This is a genomic window from Chryseobacterium sp. 6424 (assembly GCF_003692615.1).
Classification (GTDB): Bacteria; Bacteroidota; Bacteroidia; order Flavobacteriales; family Weeksellaceae; genus Kaistella.
This window is the reverse complement of the sequence record NZ_CP023540.1, coordinates 485,361-508,631: the sequence shown is the minus strand read 5'-3', so window position 1 is coordinate 508,631 and position 23,271 is coordinate 485,361. Positions and strand designations below refer to the sequence as shown.

25 protein-coding genes are annotated in these 23,271 nt (G+C 40.2%); 6 read left to right on the top strand and 19 right to left on the bottom strand.

Annotated elements, in window-relative coordinates:
- Positions 1-157 precede the first annotated feature (157 nt).
- The 6 genes from CO230_RS02350 to CO230_RS02325 all read left to right on the top strand — a co-directional run bounded on the left by CO230_RS02350 (position 158) and on the right by CO230_RS02325 (position 5,394).
- Positions 158-1,249: a glycosyltransferase gene (locus CO230_RS02350; RefSeq protein ID WP_122027130.1), complete on the top strand. Its 1,092-nt coding sequence runs from the start codon at positions 158-160 to the stop codon at positions 1,247-1,249.
- The gene (gene glf, locus CO230_RS02345) at positions 1,246-2,388 is read left to right on the top strand and encodes a UDP-galactopyranose mutase (RefSeq protein ID WP_122027129.1); all 1,143 of its coding nucleotides are present in this window, start codon (positions 1,246-1,248) and stop codon (positions 2,386-2,388) included. Before CO230_RS02350 ends, glf begins: the two co-directional genes overlap by 4 nt.
- A complete protein-coding gene (locus CO230_RS02340; protein WP_122027128.1) occupies positions 2,366-3,490 on the top strand; it encodes a beta-galactosidase in 1,125 nt (374 codons plus the stop codon). The genes glf and CO230_RS02340 overlap by 23 nt, the downstream gene beginning before the upstream one ends.
- A gap of 17 nt (positions 3,491-3,507) precedes the next feature.
- Positions 3,508-3,984: an adenylyltransferase/cytidyltransferase family protein gene (locus CO230_RS02335; protein ID WP_122027127.1), complete on the top strand. Its 477-nt coding sequence runs from the start codon at positions 3,508-3,510 to the stop codon at positions 3,982-3,984.
- Positions 3,985-4,015: 31 nt separating this feature from the next.
- Positions 4,016-4,675 carry a DUF6766 family protein gene (locus tag CO230_RS02330; RefSeq protein ID WP_122027126.1) on the top strand — a complete coding sequence of 220 codons (660 nt, stop codon included), beginning with the start codon at positions 4,016-4,018 and terminating at the stop codon, positions 4,673-4,675.
- A 74-nt stretch (positions 4,676-4,749) separates the two neighbouring features.
- Positions 4,750-5,394 carry a ferritin-like domain-containing protein gene (locus tag CO230_RS02325; protein WP_122028860.1) on the top strand — a complete coding sequence of 215 codons (645 nt, stop codon included), beginning with the start codon at positions 4,750-4,752 and terminating at the stop codon, positions 5,392-5,394.
- Positions 5,395-5,556: 162 nt separating this feature from the next.
- Here the strand turns inward: CO230_RS02325 and CO230_RS02320 are convergent, their stop codons facing one another.
- From CO230_RS02320 to CO230_RS02230, 19 genes are all read right to left on the bottom strand, one after another.
- Positions 5,557-5,925, bottom strand: coding sequence for a septal ring lytic transglycosylase RlpA family protein (locus CO230_RS02320; RefSeq protein WP_122027125.1), 369 nt, complete (start codon positions 5,923-5,925; stop codon positions 5,557-5,559).
- Positions 5,926-6,244: 319 nt separating this feature from the next.
- Positions 6,245-7,546, bottom strand: a complete 1,302-nt coding sequence (gene rimO, locus CO230_RS02315) for a 30S ribosomal protein S12 methylthiotransferase RimO (protein WP_122028859.1) — start codon at positions 7,544-7,546, stop codon at positions 6,245-6,247.
- A gap of 114 nt (positions 7,547-7,660) precedes the next feature.
- Complete coding sequence (rfbA, locus tag CO230_RS02310; RefSeq protein ID WP_122027124.1) at positions 7,661-8,518, bottom strand: glucose-1-phosphate thymidylyltransferase RfbA; 858 nt, start codon at positions 8,516-8,518, stop codon at positions 7,661-7,663.
- 95 nt (positions 8,519-8,613) lie between these two features.
- Positions 8,614-9,000 (bottom strand): four helix bundle protein, encoded by a 387-nt coding sequence (locus CO230_RS02305; protein ID WP_185140495.1) that lies wholly within the window; start codon positions 8,998-9,000, stop codon positions 8,614-8,616.
- Positions 9,001-9,066: 66 nt separating this feature from the next.
- The gene (gene rfbB / locus CO230_RS02300; protein WP_122027122.1) at positions 9,067-10,152 is read right to left on the bottom strand and encodes a dTDP-glucose 4,6-dehydratase; all 1,086 of its coding nucleotides are present in this window, start codon (positions 10,150-10,152) and stop codon (positions 9,067-9,069) included.
- A 26-nt stretch (positions 10,153-10,178) separates the two neighbouring features.
- Positions 10,179-10,724 carry a dTDP-4-dehydrorhamnose 3,5-epimerase gene (gene rfbC / locus CO230_RS02295; RefSeq protein WP_122027121.1) on the bottom strand — a complete coding sequence of 182 codons (546 nt, stop codon included), beginning with the start codon at positions 10,722-10,724 and terminating at the stop codon, positions 10,179-10,181.
- 1 nt (position 10,725) lies between these two features.
- Positions 10,726-11,739 (bottom strand): Gfo/Idh/MocA family protein, encoded by a 1,014-nt coding sequence (locus CO230_RS02290; RefSeq protein ID WP_122027120.1) that lies wholly within the window; start codon positions 11,737-11,739, stop codon positions 10,726-10,728.
- Between the two features lie 30 nt (positions 11,740-11,769).
- The gene (locus CO230_RS02285; RefSeq protein WP_122027119.1) at positions 11,770-12,912 is read right to left on the bottom strand and encodes an aminotransferase class I/II-fold pyridoxal phosphate-dependent enzyme; all 1,143 of its coding nucleotides are present in this window, start codon (positions 12,910-12,912) and stop codon (positions 11,770-11,772) included.
- A gap of 328 nt (positions 12,913-13,240) precedes the next feature.
- Complete coding sequence (locus CO230_RS02280) at positions 13,241-14,245, bottom strand: MraY family glycosyltransferase (RefSeq protein ID WP_122027118.1); 1,005 nt, start codon at positions 14,243-14,245, stop codon at positions 13,241-13,243.
- Positions 14,246-14,249: 4 nt separating this feature from the next.
- A complete protein-coding gene (locus tag CO230_RS02275) occupies positions 14,250-15,143 on the bottom strand; it encodes an NAD-dependent epimerase/dehydratase family protein (RefSeq protein WP_122027117.1) in 894 nt (297 codons plus the stop codon).
- Entirely contained in the window at positions 15,144-16,343 is a 1,200-nt protein-coding gene (locus CO230_RS02270; RefSeq protein ID WP_122027116.1) for a glycosyltransferase family 4 protein, read from the bottom strand.
- Positions 16,344-16,346: 3 nt separating this feature from the next.
- Positions 16,347-17,504 carry a non-hydrolyzing UDP-N-acetylglucosamine 2-epimerase gene (gene wecB / locus CO230_RS02265; protein ID WP_122028858.1) on the bottom strand — a complete coding sequence of 386 codons (1,158 nt, stop codon included), beginning with the start codon at positions 17,502-17,504 and terminating at the stop codon, positions 16,347-16,349.
- Between the two features lie 75 nt (positions 17,505-17,579).
- The gene (locus CO230_RS02260; protein ID WP_122027115.1) at positions 17,580-17,942 is read right to left on the bottom strand and encodes a four helix bundle protein; all 363 of its coding nucleotides are present in this window, start codon (positions 17,940-17,942) and stop codon (positions 17,580-17,582) included.
- A gap of 165 nt (positions 17,943-18,107) precedes the next feature.
- Positions 18,108-19,226 (bottom strand): NAD-dependent epimerase/dehydratase family protein, encoded by a 1,119-nt coding sequence (locus CO230_RS02255; protein WP_122027114.1) that lies wholly within the window; start codon positions 19,224-19,226, stop codon positions 18,108-18,110.
- Positions 19,227-19,280: 54 nt separating this feature from the next.
- Positions 19,281-19,724, bottom strand: coding sequence for a WxcM-like domain-containing protein (locus tag CO230_RS02250; RefSeq protein ID WP_122027113.1), 444 nt, complete (start codon positions 19,722-19,724; stop codon positions 19,281-19,283).
- Positions 19,724-20,020, bottom strand: a complete 297-nt coding sequence (locus CO230_RS02245; protein WP_228438167.1) for a four helix bundle protein — start codon at positions 20,018-20,020, stop codon at positions 19,724-19,726. Before CO230_RS02245 ends, CO230_RS02250 begins: the two co-directional genes overlap by 1 nt.
- 86 nt (positions 20,021-20,106) lie before the next feature.
- On the bottom strand, positions 20,107-21,141 hold the full coding sequence (locus CO230_RS02240) for a polysaccharide biosynthesis protein (protein ID WP_122027112.1): 1,035 nt from the start codon (positions 21,139-21,141) through the stop codon (positions 20,107-20,109).
- A complete protein-coding gene (locus CO230_RS02235; RefSeq protein WP_122027111.1) occupies positions 21,125-22,252 on the bottom strand; it encodes a glycosyltransferase family 4 protein in 1,128 nt (375 codons plus the stop codon). The genes CO230_RS02240 and CO230_RS02235 overlap by 17 nt, the downstream gene beginning before the upstream one ends.
- Complete coding sequence (locus CO230_RS02230) at positions 22,249-23,271, bottom strand: glycosyltransferase (protein ID WP_122027110.1); 1,023 nt, start codon at positions 23,269-23,271, stop codon at positions 22,249-22,251. The genes CO230_RS02235 and CO230_RS02230 overlap by 4 nt, the downstream gene beginning before the upstream one ends.

Below are 23,271 nucleotides of genomic sequence, written 5' to 3'. Positions count from 1 at the left end.
GAAACAATTTCAGCACTTTCTTTCCCGCATCATCTTCCTTCTTCGTTTTATAATGTCCGTACTTGTAAAGGTGCTGCAAAAGCAGCACACTCATTTGTAATGGCTGTAAGTTAGGGAGATAAAACAACATTAATAACCAAAATTAAAAAATAAACTTATGGAAGCTGCTAATTCAAAGAGCGACAATCATCATGAGTATGATATGATTGTATTCTGCCACCTACGCTGGGATTTCGTTTACCAACGCCCACAACACCTCATCAGCCGTTTGGCAAAGGACTATAAGATCCTTGTGGTAGAAGAGCCACAACCCACCCGTCTTAATGGCCATTCCCCACTGGAAGTGCGGGAGATTACGGCTAACATCCACGTATTCCGTCCGCCAGTACAAAATATAGAATCCATAGGTTCTTTCTTAAAGAAGCATCTTAAGAACCGTGTTTTCCCGGTAGGATGGTTTTACTCACCGGCATTTATCTCAGTTCTTGATACGCTAGAGTTTGACAGCGTTGTTTATGACTGTATGGATGAGCTTTCGCTATTTAAAGGAGCCTCAGCCCATTTGATTGAACAGGAGCGTCAATTGCTTGCCGCGGCGGATGTCGTTTATACTGGCGGGAAGTCACTATATGAATCTAAACAGCAAAAACATCATAATGTATTCTGTTTCCCGAGTTCGGTAGATGTAGACCATTTCTCTAACAAAAATACTGATACAGTGGAAATGCCGGCAGATTTGAAAGACATCCCACATCCCATCGTTGGTTATTATGGCGTGATTGATGAACGTATCGATCTGGATTTACTTAGAAAAACCGCGGAAAAATCTCCGGAAACTTCATTTGTCATGATCGGGCCATTGTGTAAAATAGAAGACAAAGACCTGCCAAGGGCACAAAACATCCATTATCTTGGGATGAAATCTTACGAAGAACTGCCCCAATATCTGCATTTTTTCGATGTAGCCATGATGCCTTTCGCACTTAATGATGCGACTAAATTCATCAGTCCTACCAAAACCCTGGAATATATGTCTGCGAGGAAACCCATTATTTCCACCAGAATCCGTGATGTAGAACGCGATTACAGCAATTGCATCTTGTTGATCGATAATGAAGATGATTTCTGCAAGGCCTTAAAAGAAACCCCAAACAAAGACCTCGGTGAGTATAAGAACATACTTGAAAAAACTTCCTGGGATCACACCGCAAATAGCATGAAATCCATCATTCAAAAAGTTACTGCATGAAAAATACAGATATTCTGATCGTAGGAGCCGGGATTTCTGGCGCTACCCTTGCCGAACGTTACGCAAACTTGGGCAAAAAAGTGGTTGTAGTCGAAAAACGCAACCACATCGCAGGTAACTGCTATGATTATTATGATGAAAACGGCATTTTGACCTCCAAATATGGCGCGCATCTTTTCCATACGAATGAAAAAGAAGTCTGGGAATATGTAAACAGGTTCGGTGAATGGTACCCATGGGAGCACCGTGTGGTGGCCAGAGTGGATGACAAAACCGTACCAATCCCTGTAAATATCACTACTGTAAACACCCTTTTCGGAACCGATATTCAAACTGAAGAAGAAATGACCGGTTGGCTTGATGCCAATAAAATTGAGTTCGAAAAACCGGCAAATGGTGAAGAAGCCGTGCTGAACCGTGTAGGGCCAGTGCTTTACGAAAAGATGTTTAAGCATTATACAAAAAAACAATGGGATAAATATCCGGCTGAGTTACACGCCTCTGTGCTGGAGCGCATCCCGGTAAGGACCAATTATGATGACCGTTATTTCTCGGATGAATTTCAGGCGCTGCCAAAAGGCGGATATACCAAAATATTCGAAAAAATGCTGAACCATCCGAACATCACGGTACTTTTAAACACAGATTATTTTGATGTAAAAGATCAGTACACCGGATACGAAAAGCTGTTCTACACCGGTCCTGTTGACCGTTTCTTCGAGTTTAAGACTGAATTGGAAAAACTTGAATACCGTTCGATCAATTTTGTGACCGAACATCTGGATCAGGAGTATTACCAGGAAAACAGTGTGGTGAATTACCCCGGTGAAGAGGTAGATTTCACACGTATTGTGGAGTATAAACATTTCGGCAATCAAAAATCCGATAAAACAAGCATCGTAAAAGAATACACTGTAGATGAGGGCGAACCGTACTACCCTGTACCGAACGAAAAAAACCAATCAATCTACGAAAAATATAAAGAAGAAGCCGATAAACTCACCAATATCTATTTTGTAGGCCGCTTGGCAAACTACAAATATTTCAATATGGATCAGGCTTTTAAAAATGCTTTAGATTTATTTTCATCATTAGAAACTCCAAATCTGAAACATCATGATGCACGAACCACTGTTTAAAAGCTATTTTATGGGCGGTTTTGAATGTGCAGACCATTTAAACCGCATGGTCAACCGCGTAAACCTGTTGGCTGAAACACAACATGACCAGCGTGCCGAAGAAGATTTCAGACTGTTGTCTGATATCGGCATCAAAACCATCCGTGAAGGAATCTGCTGGAGCCAGGTGGAAAAAACACCGTGGCAATATGATTTCTCTGAAGTGCAGCAACGCATGGAAACCGCTGAGAGGATGGGCATGCAAACCATCTGGGACCTGATACATTTTGGTTATCCTGACGGACTATTCCCGACGCACCCACAGTTTACCGACCGGTTTGTGGGATTATGCAGGGCTTTTGCGAACTTTTATCGTGAGAATTCCTCTGCTCCTTTATATGTAGTGCCGGTGAATGAGATCAGTTTCCTTTCCTGGTTTTCAGGTGAGGACCGTGGCACTGTACCGTATGCCGTTCATAATGGTTGGGATATTAAATACCATATCTGTAAAGCAGCCATACAGGGCATCAAAGTTTTGAAAGAAGAATTGCCCGACTGTAAGATCGTGATGGTAGAGCCATTGGTGAAAATTCACTGCAATGGTGACGAGCCTGAGCATCTGGCACGAAGAAATGAATATCAGTTCGAAGCGATGGATATGATTGGCGGCAGACTCTGTCCTGAACTTGGCGGTAAAGAAGAATATCTTGAAATCCTCGGGTTTAATTACTATTGGAACTGCCAGTGGAAAGGCGAAGCCGACAGCTTGTGCTGGCCCGACCCCGATGGACAGCGTGTACCGCTCCATCAGCTATTGATGGACGCTTACCGGCGGTACGGCAAACCTATGTTTCTCTCGGAAACCGGTCATTTTGGTGAAGGACGTGCAGAATGGCTACATGAAATTGCAGATGAATGCCTGAAAGCCGCTGAAAAAGGTGTCGATTTTCAGGGGATTTGTCTCTATCCCGTCACTGATAGGCCAGACTGGGATAACCTGCATCATTATCATAACTCCGGAATCTTCGATCTGGATGCCGCCGGTAACCGAATCCCTGTGGATGATTACATCAGCGCTATCCTTCAACATCAGGAAAGATTTATTGAATCACCTGTAATTTAACATTAAAATTGAATCTTATGGAAAACTCTTCAAAAAAAATAGTAGGGATCACCTTCAGTTGTTTCGATCTCTTGCACGCGGGCCACGTACGCATGCTTGCAGAAGCTAAACAGCAATGCGATTACCTGATCGTGGGCTTACAAACCGACCCTACCATAGACCGGCCTGAGAAAAATAAACCTACACAAACCGTGGTAGAACGCTATATCCAACTCAAAGGCTGTAAATATGTAGATGAAATCATTCCTTATACAACAGAAAAAGACCTTGAAGATATTTTAAAGCTTTATCATATCGACGTGCGAATCATCGGGGTGGAATACAAAGACAAGAACTTCACCGGTCGCGATTTTTGTGAAGAACAAAAAATCACACTTTATTATAATGAACGTCACCACCGTTTCTCTAGTACCAACCTTCGAAAGGAAGTCTATCAGAATGAGTGCCTGAAACTTAATGGTAAGAAAGTAAACACCCTCGAAAAAATCAACTGATTTCTCATTTCCTTATACCATTACTACGGCAATGAAGAGATTTCTTTATCATAATGGTTTATCCATCGCCTTATTTCTGCTCTTCATCCTTGGGATGACAGGGCAGATTTATTTTGGGATACAAGAGCATAACAAAGACCTTATAGATTGGGGCGCACAACCTGTGGGACTCTGGGATTACCTGCAATCCGGGCATTTTATAGAAGCCACGTTCGAAAACTGGGAAAGTGAGTTCCTACAAATGGCACTTTTGGTGTGGTTCACAATTTTCTTAAGACAAAAGGGTTCTTCGGAATCTAAGAAATGCGACGGGGAATTTAATGAAGTTGACCGCGAACCTTCACCAGACAGGCCGGGTGCGCCGTGGCCCGTAAGAAAAGGCGGAATTTGGCTTGCTTTGTATAAAAATTCGCTTACAGGCACCTTGTTGATCCTTTTTTTGCTTTCTTTTGTGCTGCATATTTACGGCAGTTTGAAAGATGCCAATACCGAACTTCTGCTGGCCGGTAAACCACCTGAAAAACTCAGTGACTATCTCTCAGGCTCTAGGCTTTGGTTTGAATCTTTCCAGAATTGGCAAAGTGAGTTCCTATCCATATTTGCCATCATCATCCTTTCCATTTATTTAAGGCAGAAAGGTTCTTCCCAGTCAAAACCTGTGGACGCACCTCACGACGAAACCGGTGAATAATTACAAATATGTGGTATTATATTTGTAAATCCACTGAAACCAAATCACAAAATATTAATATAAAAAAACACATCATGGCAAAAACTGCAACCAAATCAGCTACTGCAAAGTCCAGCGGTTCTAAATCCACTGCAACCAAGACCTCATCAGCTAAGTCTGATAGCGCTAAATCGGCAACCACTAAAAAAACAACGACCACCAAATCCGCTGCTAAAATTAAACCTGCAAGCGATGCCGCAGAATCTCTAAGAGAATTCTTAGTAGACGGATTGAAAGATATGTACTGGGCAGAGAAAGCCCTGGTAAAAAATCTTCCTAAAATGGCTAAAAATGCCACCTCACCCAAATTGGTAGAAGCCATAAATAAACATCTTGAAGAAACAGAAATTCAGGTAACACGCCTTGAAGATGCATTTAAAGCGCTGGGTGAAAAAGCCAAGGCTGAAAAGTGCGACGCGATGGATGGCTTGTTAAAAGAAGCGGAAAGCATCATGAAAGAGACCGAGCCAGGCGCCGTACGAGACGCGGCAATTATTGCGGCTGCCCAAAAAGTAGAACATTACGAGATTGCCTCATACGGTACACTGGTGACGTATGCCAAACTGCTGGAAGAAACTGAAGCACAGGAATTGCTAAGCACAACGCTGAATGAAGAAAAAAACTGCGACACCGACCTTACTGAACTCGCGGTAAGCGAAATCAACCTAAGCGCTAAATAAGCGCCTTAATGAATTATTATCATGAAGCCGGCCCCTGCGGGGCCGGCTTCTTTTTCCTGAACGTTGTAAGCGCTTAGAACGCTTATAAGGCTACCAAGGTTATTTAAACTAAAAGTCCGTCTCATCGCTGAAACGGACTTTTTAGTTTTTTACGTCGGGTAATTAATAGACAATCTCATATTCAACTGGCATCGTCCCCTTAGCGGTACTGCCTATTGAATCGAACGCCGCTTTAGACAGGTCTAAAGCTCTGGAAGAATGAAATGGACCACGGTCATTGATTCTTACTTCTATACTTTTGCCGGTACGCAGGTTGGTTACCTCTACTACCGTCCCAAAAGGAAGCGTTCTGTGTGCCGCGGTCAGCTTTCTGTTACTGAAAATTTCACCGCTTGCGGTTTTTTTACCATTAAACTTATCGTGGTAAAACGATGCAAAACTTGTTTTGGCATCATTGGCATTAATCTTGAAAGAATAAATACCAAGTGTTGAAATCATCATTATGATTACGAGAATTCCTCTTTTCATCATGTTGAATATTTTTATTGGTTTTGACGCTGCAAATTTAACCGGCTCTTATTCTTTGCCACAATCAAAATGTTAATAACTCTTAATATTTTCTTAATATTTTCTTAAAACAGATTGCAATCCCTTTATTCATGGTATTTTCAAGCAATTGTTAAAAAGAGTTAAAAACAACCTTAAAATGTTAACGCAATTAACTGTTCGAAGCATAACTCCCCCGTGAAAATCAGAATAAACTATTAAAATTGAACCTTTTAACTAAAAAAAGCATTTAAAATCCTGTTTTAAATGCTTTTTTTTAAAATATAAATATTGTAGGTCTTTTTTACACTACCTCACCATATAAATCGAACTCCTCTGCTGAAGTAATACGCACGTTAGCGAATTCCCCGATAGACAAATAAGTATTTTCCGCAGAAACAAGAACGGTGTTATCGACATCGGGCGAATCAAATTCGGTTCTGCCTACAAAATAGTTCCCTTCCTTACGGTCGAAAATACAGCGGAAGGTTTTCCCAATCTTCTCCTGGTTCTTCTCCCACGAAATCTGCGACTGCAGTTCCATGATCTCTTCTACACGTGCTTCCTTCACTTCCTGCGGCACATCATCTATTAGTTCGTAGGCCGTGGTATTTTCTTCGTGCGAATAAGTGAAACATCCTAAACGGTCGAAGCGCTGCGTCCTTATCCATTCTTTCATCTCCTGAAAGCGCTCTTCAGTTTCGCCTGGAAACCCAACGATAAGCGTCGTTCTGATCGCCATATCCGGCACTTTCTCGCGGAATTTATCTAAAAGTGCGTTCGTTTTTTCATGAGAGGTTCCGCGTTTCATCGCTTTCAGGATATCGGAATTGATATGCTGCAGCGGAATGTCGATATAGTTGCAAACCTTTGGTTCGTTTTTAATGATTTCAAGGACATCCTCCGGGAAACCTGTTGGGAAAGCATAATGAAGTCTGATCCACTCGATTCCGTCCACTTTCACCAATCTTAAAAGCAAATCGCCGAGCGCGCGTTTTTTATAAATATCAAGTCCATAGTACGTAAGGTCCTGCGCGATTAAAATCAGTTCTTTCACGCCTTTCTTAGCCAGTTTTTCGGCTTCGATCACCAAATTTTCAATCGGTGTGGAAATGTTTTTCCCTCTCATCAAAGGAATCGCGCAAAAAGAGCAAGGTCTGTCGCAGCCTTCGGCAATTTTCAGGTACGCGTAATGTTTTGGTGTGGTAGTAAGCCTTTCGCCCACCAACTCATGCTTGTAATCTGCACCTAAATGCTTCAGCAAAACCGGTAAATCGCGGGTCCCGAAATACTGATCCACATCCGGAATTTCACGTACCAAATCTGGTTTGTAACGTTCTGACAGACATCCGGTAACGAAAACCTTTTCTACTTCGCCGCGGTTTTTGGCTTCAACAAAATCAAGGATGGTGTTGATGGATTCTTCCTTTGCGTTATCGATGAATCCGCAAGTATTGATGACTACGATGTCACCACGCTGCTCGTGTACTACTTCTTTCCCGTTGGCTTCCAATTGGCCCATCAGCACTTCGGAATCGTAAACGTTCTTGGAACAGCCCAGTGTTACGATGTTTATTTTCTTTTTACCTACAGATTTTGTCCTCATAATTGCATGTGATAACTGCCAGGGCAGCGATATTTTTGTGGCTGCAAATTTAGGAATAAAAAAAGACTTTAAGTTTACACCTAAAGCCTCCATAAATATTTATAGTTAAAGTATTTACAACAACGCTTTCAAATAATCGCCGTAGCCACTTTTGCCGTATTTCGCGGCAGCTTCCAACAGCTGTTCCCTATTAATGAAACCTTTGCTGTAAGCGATTTCCTCAATACAAGAAATCTTGAAGCCCTGTCTTTTCTCCAAAACCTTTACAAATTCTGAGGCTTCATGCAGCGAATCAAAGGTTCCGGTATCGAGCCACGCGGTTCCGCGCGACATCACACCGACTTCCAGCTGGCCTTTTTCAAGATAAATCTTGTTCACGTCGGTGATCTCAAGTTCTCCCCGTGGTGATGGTTTAAGATTCTTGGCGATTTCCACCACGGAATTATCATAAAAATAGAGTCCGGGAACCGCGTAATTCGATTTTGGTTCCGCAGGTTTTTCTTCAATGGAAACTGCCTTTAAATCTTCGTCAAATTCCACCACGCCATATCTTTCAGGATCTGAAACCTGGTACGCAAAGACGCAGCCGCCTTTCACATTGGTTTTCGACGCCAACAATTTCGGCAAACCAGCGCCATAAAAAATATTATCGCCCAAAACCAGTGCTACGGAATCGTCACCAATGAATTCTTCGCCCAAGATGAAGGCCTGCGCCAATCCATCGGGACTTGGCTGAACTTTGTACTGAATATTGCACCCAATGGCAGAACCGTCGCCCAAAAGCTTGATAAAACCATCCTGATCGTGTGGTGTTGTGATGATCAAAATATCCTTTATGCCTGCCAAAAGCAAAGTTGACAGCGGATAATAGATCATCGGTTTGTCATAAACCGGCATCAGCTGCTTGCTCACAGCGATGGTTAACGGATAAAGTCTGGTACCGGACCCGCCGGCGAGGATGATTCCCTTCATATTGAGTGATTGAGTGGTTGAGTATTTGAGTATTTAAGGCTGTGTATTTGAATATCTGAGTATCTAAGTTTTACGTTTGTACTGACGGAGACTTTTTAAAACTTAGGTTGGAAAGTCCATTTTTTGGAGTTGTTAATCATTGAAACTAAAATTGCTAATATTTCATCATATTCTTTGTAGAGTTTAGCGTAGGTTTCTTCATGTAGATATCCGCACGCAAACGCATAATCTAACCAGTTTTGCGTTTCGGCTGCTTCGCCATCAGCATCCGTAAGTTTATTAATAAATAGTTTTTCATACCTTCTTTTCCGCCAAGCTTCGGTAATGTTGCCGCTAACAGACCGCGACGACCTGCGGATTTGGTCCGTGAGTGAGTAGGTTTCTTCCTTGGGGAAGTTTTTGGTCAGAAAGTAAATCTCCATCGCAGCCGCAAATGATTTCTGGTAAACAATCAGATCTTTATGAAAACGGATTAGTTCCATGGCAATTTTTGTTTAAGAAAAAGCTGTTGTTTAAAATTAAAATTCCATTCTCATTCACTCAAATACTCATTCACTCAAATACTGCGCATTATAATAGTCAAGATAGTCTCCGCTCGTGACATGCTCCAGCCATTCTTTATTTTCCAGGAACCAGTCGATGGTTTTGGCGAGGCCTTCTTCAAAGGTTACAGATGGGTACCAACCGAGTTCTTTATTGAGTTTTGTAGCATCGATGGCGTAACGCTTATCGTGTCCTGGACGGTCTTTTACGTAAGTGATGAGTTTTTCTGAATGACCAACGGGATTTCCGAGTTTTTCGTCCATTTGTTTAATGAGTTCTTTCACCAAATCGATGTTCTGCCATTCATTGAAGCCACCGATATTGTACGTTTCGCCGGTTTTAGCTTCAAAGAAAATCTGATGGATAGCCTTTGCATGATCGATTACAAACAACCAGTCGCGCGTATATTTCCCGTCGCCGTAAATGGGCAGCGGTTTTCCGTTTAAAATATTTGAGATGCAAAGCGGAATCAGTTTTTCGGGAAAGTGGTTGGGACCGTAATTATTGGAACAGTTTGACACAATAAACGGCATTCCGTAGGTGTTTCCATACGCTCTCACCAGATGGTCAGACGCGGCTTTGCTCGCCGAATAGGGCGATTGCGGGTCATACGGTGTAGTTTCGAGGAAGAAACCGGCTTCACCCAAACTGCCGTAAACCTCATCGGTGGAGACGTGATAAAAGAGGTTTTTGCGCGTTTCATCAGGGAAATTACCGTGTTGGTGATCGGGATTCAATGTCCAGAATTCACGGCAAAGATTCAGTAAATTTGCCGTTCCGATTACATTGGTATTGATGAAGGCATTGGGATCAGTGATGCTGCGGTCTACATGGCTTTCAGCGGCGAGATGAAGGACAGCGTCCGGATTGTGTTTTTCGAAAACTTTTCTGAGTTCTTCAACATTGGTAATATCGGCTTTTTCGAAAACGTAATTCGGTTCGTTTTCGATGTCTTTTAAATTTTCAAGGTTTCCGGCGTAGGTCAGCGCGTCGAGGTTGATGATTTTTTTGTCCGGATTGTTCTGCACAAATTCGCGAACTACGTGAGAACCTATGAATCCGGCGCCACCGGTGATGATGATGGTTTTCATTTATAATGAATTACTGAATATAAATTTTAAAAATTCTGTGCTGAAAAGGCCGGTAAGGTACGGTCTTTTTCAGATAAAAGGATGTCTTCGGGTGCCAGTTTCCAGTCGATGTTCAGATCAGGATCATTCCAGATGACGCTGCCTTCGGCCTCTTTATTGTAAAAATTGTCGCATTTATAACAAAAAATTGCGGTATCACTCAAGACCGAAAAACCGTGGCCAAAACCGCGCGGTACGTAGAGCTGAAGCTTATTCTCGGGCGAAAGTTCGAGCCCGAACCATTTACCGAAAGTCGCCGAGTCTTTCCTTAAGTCCACGGCCACATCGAAAACTTTTCCTTCCAGACACGAAACAAGCTTGGCCTGCGCGTGCTCACCTTTCTGAAGATGGATGCCGCGAAGGACTCCGTAGGAGGATTTTGAAATATTGTCTTGCACGAAATGGCCATTGAGACCGGTGAGTTGCTCAAATTTAGCTTCGTTGTATTTCTCATAAAAGTAGCCGCGCTCATCCTCGATGATGGTGGGCTCTATGATGTAGCAGTCTTTTAGCGGTGTTTCGGTAATTTTCATATCATTCGGTTGAGGCGTATATTTTTTCTATTATTCTGAGGACTTTCACGCTGTCGTCGGTGGTGGTCTGTATCGCTTTGCCGTTCTGCAAAAAGTCTATTACGTTCTGGTAAAGCTGATGGTGGTTTTGCGCAGATCCTTTGAAAGCCCCGTAATCATTGGCACCATTGGTTTCCGGCAGCACCGGCGCGTCATAGTCGCGGATCAGGCATTTTTCCACTTTATTCATGTACTGTCCGCCAATTTTTATGGAGCCGAATTCTGCGAGAACGGTGAGCGAACTTTCAAGATTTTCGAGGTAAGTGGAAGTGGAAAACGTGAAACTTCCCATGCCGCCACTTGCAAAATCGAACGTAATGATGCCGCTGTCTTCAAATTCTGTGAGATCTTTATGATTGAAATCAGCGAATTTCGACCTGATGTTGGTGATGTCGCCAAAAAGCCAGTACATGATGTCGAGATAATGCGAAAACTGCGTGTAGAGCGTTCCGCCATCGAGATCTTTCGTTCCCCGCCACGAACCTTTTGCGTAATAATGCTCGTTACGGTTCCAGAAACATGATACCTGCACCATGTAAATTTTGCCAAGCACATTGGCTTCTATCATGCTTTTCAACCAAACTGCAGGTGGCGAAAACCGGTTTTGCATCACCGGAAATATATGCACCTTGTTTTCAGTGGCCAGTTTTTGAAGCAATATCACTTGCTCTGAACGTAACGCGGCTGGTTTTTCTATAATAATGTGGATCTGATTTTCGAGGAGCAACCGGGCATGAGAAAAGTGCAAACCATTGGGTGTACAAATGGCGACAATATCAGTTTCGAGCGGACTTTCCAGAAGCTCTTCGAGGGTATGAAAAGTAGACACATCCGGGGAATACGGCGCTGATTCCGTAGCAAATTTAGGATCAATCAGCGCGATGAGGTCACATCCTTCAATTTGTGTGACCATTTCTGCATGTTTCTTTCCGATATGTCCGTAGCCGAGGATGGCTATTTTTAATGTTTCGTGCATTAATGGTAATGTTTAAAACAACCGTTTGGCTTAATTTACACGGATATTAACCGCAGAAATCACCGCTTTGATTCTTTCACGGTCAGCATTACTAAGATTAGAGCCTGATGGCAAACATAAACTTGTATTAAACAATTCTTCCGCAACTTTGCCCCCATAATATGGAGCATCCTGAAATACAGGCTGAAGATGCATGGGCTTCCAAAGGGGACGAGATTCTATATTTTCCTCCTTTAAAGCAAGATATAATTCATCTGCATTGAAGCCGGCCAAGCTTTCATCTATCGTAACAGCGGAGAGCCAGTGATTGGAAAAATAGGCTGCATCAGGTTCTGTAAAGACTTTGGTCCCCGGGATGTCTTTAAATAGATTCAGATAAAAGTGATGATTTGCCCTCCTTTCTTCTACTCTTTGGTCCAACACCTCCATTTGTCCTCTGCCGATACCTGCAGAAATATTGCTCATACGGTAATTATAGCCAACTTCCGAATGCTGGTAATGTGGTGCGTTATCTCGGGCCTGGGTTGACAGGAAAATAGCTTTGTGCTTTTGCGCCATATTTTTGCATATAAGCGCGCCACCACCAGAAGTTGTAATAATTTTATTCCCATTGAAACTCAGCACTGACATATCGCCAAATGTACCACACTTCTGCCCTTTGAAGGTAGAGCCTAAGGCTTCGGCGGCATCTTCAATTAAAGGGATACTGTAACGGTGGGCAATCTCTGCAATCCTGTCCATTTGTGCGGGCATGCCATAGAGGTGCACTACAATAATAGCCTTGGGCTTTTTTCCCAATTTGTTTCTGTCGATAATGGCTTGTTCCAAAGCGTCAGGGCACATGTTCCAGGTCTGGTTTTCGCTATCTATAAACACCGGTTTTGCACCAACATAAGTAATGGGATTTGCAGAGGCAGCAAAAGTGAATGTTTGGCAGATTACCTCATCACCGGCACTTACGCCAAGAATAAGGAGTGCTAAATGCAGCGCTGCTGTGCCGGCACTTAGTGCAGCCACTTCTATATCTTCCTGCAGATAATCTTTCAAGTCATCTTCAAAATTATTGACATTAGGCCCCAACGGTGCAACCCAATTCTGCTCGAAAGCTTCATGAATATATTTTAATTCAGCACCGCCCATGTGCGGTGAAGAGAGCCAAATTTTATCCGTCATTTGTGAAGAAGGTTTATTTTTTAATTTTATTAAATATTAGAATATTCGGTTAAAGTGGGTAATCACTAGAAAAACGCTGTACTTAGAATGATTATAGTAAATGCAGAAATAACACAATCAAATATTTTTTTGAAGAAAATTTCTTTGTATATTCATGGTGATAACAGAATCACAAATTTATTAAAATTAACTAAGAATGCGACTGGAAAGTTGAAAATATACTACGAAAATGACTTATTCAGCACTGATCTTTAAGAAACTAATAAATCATTTTTTGATAAAGTGATAAACAATATCAGTAATCTGTATAAATGATTTTTAAATCAAACTAGACATTTAGGTGTGTTATTTGTTTTTTGATACGATATTTCAAGAGAAAATATATAAGAACCAGCGGAATCAATACGATTGGAAACACCTTTTTTGCAGGCCATGATGAACTTATAATAAATATATTCAACACCAGCTGGCAAGCAGCATATACAGAACTTACAACCAAATGCGACACCTTCTTCTCATTCACAAAAAGTTGATATAAGTGTCGACGATGTGCCTTAAATATATTTTCTCTGAGCCTGATACGCTCCAGTAGGGTAGCAATAACTTCTACGCCATATACGGCAAGAAATAATATCCATTTTAATTCTGCTGTTTTTGTCATCAGCAACCCAATCAAGGCGATAATCCAGAACGCGATACCCATGCTGCCGATGTCGCCCATGAAGCAGCGGGCTTTTTTGCGGAAATTGAAGAAAAGAAAAACGAGGCACGCAATGGCCGGATAGATTATAAATGCAGGAGTCACAAAATCGACTACATTTTCATTTACATAGAAAAGGGTTGCCAGAACTCCCAAACTGTAAAGACCCGTAATCCCGTTGATTCCGTCCATGAAATTATAACCATTCAAAATACCAATAATAAGAATATAAAGTATGCCAATTACCCAAACGGGTAGCAGAAACACCTCCAGAAAGAGCAGTAAAAAAGTAACGGCAGCTACATGAAATATAATACGTATTTTGCCAGAGAGATCCATCACATCATCAATAAAACTAATTAAACAGATGAGACCCAACCCGATCCCGAACAGCAAATAATTCTGATCAGTAGGCGCGGTATTTAATAATGGTGCATCAGCTAGCTTTCTGCCATATGACATCGCAAGAAACAACAAAAAAGCAATAGGAAATACAATGCCGCCACCCCGAATCGTAACTTCGGAATGGGCGCTACGGTGGTTGGGCTTATCAATGATGTTGAAGCGCCGGGCGATTTTAAAGTAAAGCAGCATTAATATAGTGAGCAGCAGAATAATCAGTAGATACTCCATTTAGTTATATCATAAATTTTTTGTTAACATTAGATGGTGCAAACCCCAATTCTGAAGTTATTTTCTGGTTACTAAATGTAAGCGATTTTGTGATTTTATCTAATTTCATTGAGTCTAACGGAAAGCCTTTCCCAACTACATCTCCTATGACTGCCAAAAGCTTCGCCAAGATAAAAGGAATATTATGAGGCGTACTTTTGTTCATCCTTTCGGCAATCATAGTAGAAATTTCTTTAAAGCTATAGTTTTGGCTATCACATACGTTATAAATACCTCCTTTATTATCTAAAGTCTTGACTAATATCTCTGCAAAGTCTTCCACCCAAAGAATGCTTTTTAATGCTTTACCACCTCCAATATTAAAATAATGTCCTTTTTTTATGGCATTAATCATATTACCCAAATTTCCTGGCGGTTCAGGGCCAGCGATTAATGATGGACGTAGGATATACAATCTAACACCGTGCTTCTCACTCCATTGTAATAAGAATTCTTCTGCTCGAATCTTACTCTTAGCATATGGGGTAGCCCCATTTAAAGGGGTTTGCTCGGTAATAGCTACACCTGAATCAATTCCATAGACTGCAACGCTGCTTATAAATATGAATATTTTAGGTAGTTTATTTTCTAAGGCCTTACATATTTTTTTTGTTCCTTCAAAATTAATATCATAGAATTCATTCTCTTCTTCATAATTACTCGGAATTGAATGTGCCTTGCCTGCGGCATGAAAAATAACATCAAACTCTTCATCAAAAAAGGGCATTTCCTTAGTGATATCATATACATAATCACCTACTTGTGTACTCAATGTTCGTACATCAAAGCTTTTTTTTCTCAGTAAAGGTATTACATGACGTCCCAAAAAACCATTAGCACCTGTAAATAATATTTTCATTTAAAGACTGTTATAAAACTTATTTAAAATTACTTCCTCTGAAAAGTATTTCTCAGCAATTTTTCTTGAATTATTCTTTTTAATATACAAATCCTCACGAAAATCCTGATTAACATCGTTAAAAAATGCCAGCAAATGATCACTTTTCTGAAAGGAATAGCCAATATCATTTTCTTTAATTAATAAATCAATTTCTGTATTCTCTTCACCAATATATAAGATTGGAACTCCAGCAGCTAAAATATTATAAACTTTTGATGGTACACCTAAACCAAACATACCCGCTGATAAACTTACCATTGAGATATCTGCCTGATTAAGTATTTCAACTTGTTTGTCTCTGGAATAAGTATCTCCAAAAAAAACATTAGAAATATTGTAGAAAGTCACCATATCCATCATTTCTGTTTTTAGGGCGCCTTCACCAATGAAGTAAAAAACTATATGATTATTATTAACATTTTTTATCACTTCCATAAGCTCCTTAAGGCCTTGTACCCTCCCTAAATTTCCTGCAAACTGAAAAACGACCTTGTTTTTTAAAGGTGGATGATTTTTATATATCTCATCTTTGGGTATTGGATAAATACTATGTATATCTCCCCAGTTTTCAATAATTCTAATGAAAGGTCTACGCTTAAATCTTTTAGTCTTCCTCTCGAGAACTTTATACATATCACGCCCAAGTACAATTAATTGATCAGCTTTACTATAGGCAAAATCAAATATGTGTTTTAAAATTCTGTAAATGATACTGGCTTCCGAATATAATATCTTAGCCGGAATAGTATTTTCAGGGAACACGTCATGCACAAGGATAGTGACATGTACCTTTTTTATTTGCTTTAAAATTGAAATTAAAATAATTAACGGAGCTGGATTGGTTACAATTAAAATTCTATCACCTTCTCTCACATTCCTAATGAGATATAAAAATATACGAAAACTTAAAAATAAAAACCTTAAACTACGAAACAATAAACTATTTTTATTACCTGAAATAGTTTTAATTCTATGTACTTTAACGTTATGATTTAATATAAAAGATTTACTTTTTCTATTTTTGTCATATACTGGGTTTCCGCACACCACATTTACAGTATATTTACTAGCCATCTTATTGGCTATTTTTGTCAATATAAAAGAAGTTGAAGTCTCCTCCGGATAGAATAATTCACTAGCGATCCAAAGTTTTTGCATTGCTTAAATTTTTGTCCAAACTACTCTGTTCACATAATCGGTATAACTCAGGATGATACGTACCATTTTTTCGGAAACGTTTGGCATCGAATAGTCCGCTACAGGCCTGAAGTTTCTTTCTTTCCCTACTTTCTGCTGTAAAACCTGTGTTAGGCCCTGTAAAATACGTTCCGGTGACAAGCCCACCATCATTACGCTGGCCTCTTCCATCGCTTCGGGCCTTTCATGAGCCTGACGGATATTCAACGCCCTGAAATTCAATATGGAAGATTCTTCAGAGATGGTGCCGGAATCGGAAAGAACCGCAAATGACCTTTTCTGCAAAGCGTTATAATCATGGAAACCCAGTGGTTTCAGGAACTGGATGAGCGGATGCATTTCCAGCTTCATCTTATCGATCATGTTTTTTGTACGCGGATGAGTGGATACGATCACTGGGTAACCATACTTTTCTGCGATGGCATTCAGCGCGTCCATAAGTCCCCGGAAGTTTTTCTCGGAATTGATGTTCTCCTCACGATGCGACGAGACAACGAAAAATTTCCCTTCCTCCAGGTTCAGTTTCTCAATAACATTGGAAGCCTCGATCTGTGGCAGATAATGATTCAAGACTTCGAACATGGGTGAGCCCGTCTTGATGATTCTGTCCGCAGGCAGGCCTTCCCTTAATAAATATTCTCTCGCAATATCAGAATACGTTAAATTAATATCCGCGGTATGGTCTACAATCTTGCGGTTGGTTTCCTCCGGTACACGCTGGTCGAAGCAGCGGTTTCCGGCTTCCATGTGGAAGATCGGGATATGTCTCTTCTTGGCCGGAATGGTGCAAAGGCAGGAATTGGTATCCCCTAAAACCAAGAACGCATCAGGTTTTAATTCTTCCAATAAAGGATCTATCTTAATTAGAATATTCCCAACGGTTTCGGTAGCCGTCTTGCCCGCAGCTTCCAGGAAATAGTCCGGCTTTCTTAAACCTAAGTCTTCAAAAAATATCTGATTGAGCTCGTAGTCATAATTTTGTCCTGTATGAACGATGATGTGGTCGATAGCATCAAAATTGTCCAGAGCCATAAGCACACGTGATAATCTGATAATTTCCGGACGGGTTCCTACAACGGTCATTACCTTAAGTCTGGCGGAAAAAGTTGTATTTTGTGTCATAATTTTTATAGGGCTTTCAGCAGTCTGCCGTCGGCAATCCGCCGGGCCTTCTGCATTTACAAACAAATTTAGCAGTTATCTGGTAGATTGTTTAAGTTTATTAATAAGGCTAGCAAGCATTTTTTTAATCATGGTAATTTGTTCACTAAGCAATAAGTACTCATGTTCTTTCACAAATCCCAATTCATAAGATAATAATATCAAATATTCTACCTCACTGGCAGAACCAAATGAGATTTGAATAAATCTTTTAAAGTCAGTATCACTTCCCCGTCCGCAACCTTCGGCAATATTAGTAGGAATAGATACCGATGCTCGTCGTAACTGCGAAGTCAGACCAAACAATTCTTCTTTTGGAAATAGCGCAGTGGTTCTATACATGTCCTTTGCCAGCAGGTGCGACTTTTCCCATACCTGAAGTTGTCTGAAGTCTTTCATATATTAGCTTTTAGCTTTCAGCATTTGGCTCTCGGCTAGTAATTATACTATTTTAGTGTTGATTAAGTTACTGTCTGGCGTAATGCTCTTCTGATTAAACTTTTTGCACTGCCGACTGCCGACTGCCGACAGCCGACAGCCGAACGCTGACCGCTGACCGCTATATCACACCTCCAAAAAATACGTATCCGCATCTGCAGGATCAAAAGGTTCATTAATCCAAAATATGGTATACAGCTCCTCGTCACCGATGTTCTTTATATTGTGGGTGTACCAGATGGGCATATCTACGTAGGCAGGTTCGGTTCCGTCCAGATAAAAATCCAGCACTTCGTCACTGTCAATTTTTCTTAACTGAATCAAAGCTTTTCCTTTGATTACCGCAAATCTCTCGATTTTCCGGGTGTGGAAATGGTTGCCGCGGGTAATGCCGGGGACCGTGGTCGAAAATGAACACTGCCCGCCAATGCCCAGCCGGATTACTTCTACAAAGGCTCCGCGCGGATCTGTATGCTGGGTAAATTTCACAGGAAAATAATCCTTATGGTCGATGTATGAACGGAAGGTATTGAACAGGTTATGCCCGAATGTATCATGTATTACCGGAATTTCGCCATTATCGAAATATCTGCGTTTATATTCATTCAGTAAGGCCAGAACCTCCGACACTTTTCTTATGGCAGTGGGTTCAATACCATATTCAGGCTTGCTTTCGCCTGCTCTGATTTCAGTAATAATTACATCTATAAGTTCCTGCACATAAATCAGTTTCACTTCCCCGTCATTGGCTACTGTCGGAATCTCGTCATGCGTCAGCTGATGACAGAAAGTCGCGATAAACGAGTTGTAAAAAGGTTTCCCAAAAGCTCCAAATACATTAGGAATGATCAAACCTGTAAAAGTTCCGCCGTTTTCCTGAGCCCATGCCGCCAAAGCTTTTCGCCCTTCTCTTTTCGATCTGCCGTACAGATTGTCTTTTTCTTCCTGGGTTGAGGATGAAATAATCACATGTGCTTTAGAGCCTGTTCTTATTAAAGATTCCACCAGTTTCTGCGCCAAGGCAACATTGGTTTCATAGATATGCTGCTCACTGTCGTGCCGGTTCATTGCGGCAAGATGTACGATTACATCACACTGGGCGACAAACGCATCCAGCCTGGTTTCGTCTTCAAAAAAATCTCTGCTGAAGGATATGCGTTCAAATTCTTCCGGCGATAAACCCAAAGTATTGTATAAATGCCTGCCTACAAAGCCGTTTTGGCCGGTAATCCCTATTTTTTTCATACATAAAGTTTAAATACGGGTTTTTAAATCCGCCGCTAAAATACCTTTTATAATTTACGTGATAAAATAATCCGGAGGGTATCTGTATTCATCAGCAATTTCACCCAGCATATAGTCTGCGAGCACCAGCAGTTTACTGCCTGCGGACCTGGACTGAATCGCGGTAATACAGCCTGCCGGAACATGCAGGTACGTCAGTATTTCATCCGTTAAGGTATATTTCTTAATTTTTAAATCTTTAGAAGGTTGTTCAAAATCATCCACTTCAATTACAGAGATATCGAAGCTTCCTTTCATACAGGCAAACCACCGCTGTTCAATTTTATGCCCCTGCCATCCCCGAACAAAGTCGGTAGAATGATTTTGAATGGTATAGATACGTTTGATCTCTGAAGCATTGAAGTCATTGTTGTAGGTGATTATACCTCTTTCGTCTTCATGTTTACAACCTGTGATTAGTGATTGGTTACTTGTGACTTGGTCTTTATGATTAGCCATTATATTCTTCTCGATTTTACAGATTTGATTAGTCCACTAAGCATTTTTAAAATTTGTTCTAACTGAAGAATCAGCTTATCAAAATCGGAACTTGAAATAAATTTAAGATTAAGACTTATCAACAATTGCGTATCTAACTCTTGAATACTTCCCATAGAGATATACAGAAATCTCAAAAACTCTTTATCAGAATTTCTACCTGCACCTTCTGCAATATTACTTGCAATTGAGACTGTAGCTCTTTTAATTTGATTTGTAAGACCAAACAATTCCTCTTTAGGAAAACTTGCAGTCACTTTGTAAATCAGTTACCAAATTAACACTCAGTTTCCATACCTCTAAATACTCATGTATCTTCATTTAAACTCCTAATTACCAGTCCCTAATAAGGATACTGCTGCACGTCTTCTCCAAAAACTTCTTTACGGATGAGTGGCAATGTAGAAATCAACTTTTTCAATCCTTCCACACCCTGCTGTTCTGTATTGTGGGAATGGTAGTCTTCAATTTTAGAAATATCCCGTTCACCTTCAGAGAAATATTTTGCGTAATTCAAATCCCGGTTGTCCGCAGGGATTCGGTAGAAATCGCCCATATCTTCGGCATGAAGCATTTCTTCTCGCGTGCAAAGCGTTTCGTAGAGTTTTTCGCCATGGCGGGTACCGATGACTTTAACGGGAACCTCCTTACCGGTAAGTTCTATAAGTGCCTGCGCCAGGTCACCGATTTTGCCTGCCGGTGCTTTGTTGACGAACAGGTCGCCAGGGTTGGCATTTTCAAACGCGAACAAAACAAGATCTACCGCATCATCCAGCGACATGAAAAACCTTGACATGTTCGGATCGGTAATGGTGATTTTCTCGCCTTTTTTAATCTGATTCAGAAATAAAGGGATTACGGAGCCACGGGATGCCATTACGTTACCATAACGCGTGAGACAAACCACCGTTTCTGTCAAACTTCTGGATTCGGCTACGGCTACTTTCTCCATCATGGCTTTTGAAATCCCCATCGCGTTGATAGGATATGCGGCTTTGTCGGTACTTAAGCAGATCACCTTCTTTACTTTATTGAAAGCGGCGGCGCGAATGACATTCTGGGTACCTTCCACATTGGTGCGCACGGCCTGCATGGGGAAGAATTCACAAGATGGCACCTGCTTCAGGGCTGCGGCATGGAAGACGTAATCCACGCCACGCATGGCCGGTTCTACACTTGAATAATCGCGTACATCGCCGATATAGTATTTAATTTTATCGTTTTTATACTGTACCCGCATATCATCCTGCTTCTTCTCGTCCCGGGAAAAGATGCGGATTTCACTGAAATGGTCAGTTTCGAGAAAACGATTCAGAACGGCGGTTCCGAATGAACCGGTACCACCGGTGATGAGGAGGGTTTTATTTTTGATTTGCATTCTCATATATATTTTCCATTAAAGATAGGTATTTTCGAGTTCTGTCCATACTTGAACCAAATCGTTTGAGATTCTGTATACCACGTTCTACTAGTTGATTGCAGAGGTTTTTGTCACTAATCAATCTATAGATCGCATCAGCATAAGATTCAGCATTTATTGGATTACAAAAGTAAGCAGAATCACTACAAATATCACGAGAAAAGCCCAAATCCGAGGCAACTATTGGCTTTCTCATATACATCGCTTCAAGATACGTAGCTGAGAACACTTCTAATAAAGTCGGTATGAATATTATTTCTGATTTTTCATATAACGACGGAATCTTTCTTAAATCCACTTTACCTAAAAATTCAACATTTTCATTATACTTTTCAGGAAAATTCAGGTCACTTTTATCTAAAGTAATTAAAAATTTGAAATCCTTCAGTGAAAATTTTTCTATGAGAAGGCGGATTATTTCAGGGACAATTGCCATGTTTTTATGTGGGTAATTGGCCGTTAAAAATAAAATATTATGAGTGTTTGTAGGAATATTTTCTATATCGACCCATTTATTTGGTGTCAGGAAAATTTCATTAAGCGTATTTCCTACTGTAAAAGTATCCTTATAAAACTTCTTCCGTTCTACAAAAATTCTGCGTGCATTTTCAGTTTCGAATATCAGTGCATCAGAATATTTTTTAAAGCTATATGTTTTAATAATTGACAGCAACTTATAATGAATTTTTTCTTTAAAGTTAATCTGCTTGAAAAAAGGCGAGTCGGAATAAATTATATATGGTATGGCAAAACCAACTAATTTCGGAAATTTACTTTTATGATATGATGGTCCAAAAAGAGTAAAAATACAATTTGGTTGTATGGTGTCTTCTATTTTTCGAACACTTTTGATTCGTCTAATTTTAGACTTTTCTTCAGAATTACTTAAATAATAAAATCTAAAATTATCAGGAAACACTTCGTGACCAATTACACTCGCTGAATTGACGGATTGTATGATATGGAATTCATGTTTTAGATTCAATTTCTTTAAATCTTTAATAAATGATGCTGCCACTTGTAGTCCTCCACCAGCAAAAAGATTTGAATTGTCAATAATCAATTTCATTCGGTATAGACTTTTACCTGCTCAGTAGCTATTTTAGAAAAATCCATAGTTGAAATATTATACCTAAGCCTATTGTATATATTAAGTTCAGTCATCTGTAATATAGTATCCTGAAGGCTATACTTCACATCAACATTGAAAACCAAACCATTATAATGATCTATTACAACTTCTTCAACACAACCCACTTTGTTGCTAACTATTACCGGCATTCCATTATTAAGGGCTTCCTCTACCACCAGTCCCCAGACTTCTGATGTTGACGGTAAAATAAAGACATCAAAGTCTTGATAATATAAGTGTAGTTGTTGGTTGTTAACGGAACCATGAAATTTAATATTCTGAAGCGCTATAGCCTTTAAGTCTTTGTCTAATGGCCCGAAACCTACGATATGTAAATTTAAATTTGGCAGTTCATTAAAACACCTTATCAGATCCGGTAAATTTTTTTCAGGAGACAGCCTTCCTACATATAAAAAATTCTTTACCATTTCTCTTCTCTCAAAAGATGGCTGTGGCTGAATATTAAATAAGCCTACGCCTTTAGTTTTTTTTATTGCACCACTAAATCCCAATGCTTTTAGCAACTGTATTTGTGACCTTCCCGAGACATACGCACAGTGTGCTCTTTTCAAAAAAAAACTTTTAATCTTTCCCTTTACCCCCTTTGTCTTGGATTCGTAGATACTCGATTCCACAAGTACCGAATTTTTCTTTTTAGGACTAATAAATGCTGCCATCCACAGTAGAGATTCGTCCCAACCTCCTAATATCAGTTCTTTGTAATTTACTGTATAAAACAACTTTAAAAGAAATAAATGACGCCGAATTTTTGACTTATCTCTCAAATCGATATAGTTAAACCTGATCAATTCTTTTTTAAAGAAGTCATTGTTCCTTAATTCGGCAGTTCTCCCTGTAAAAACAACGAATATCTTTTCCTTTTCGGCAATTTTATTGAATAAATTGATTTTATAGAAAGCCGGAAGATTGGTAATTATTATTTTATTGTAAATCAT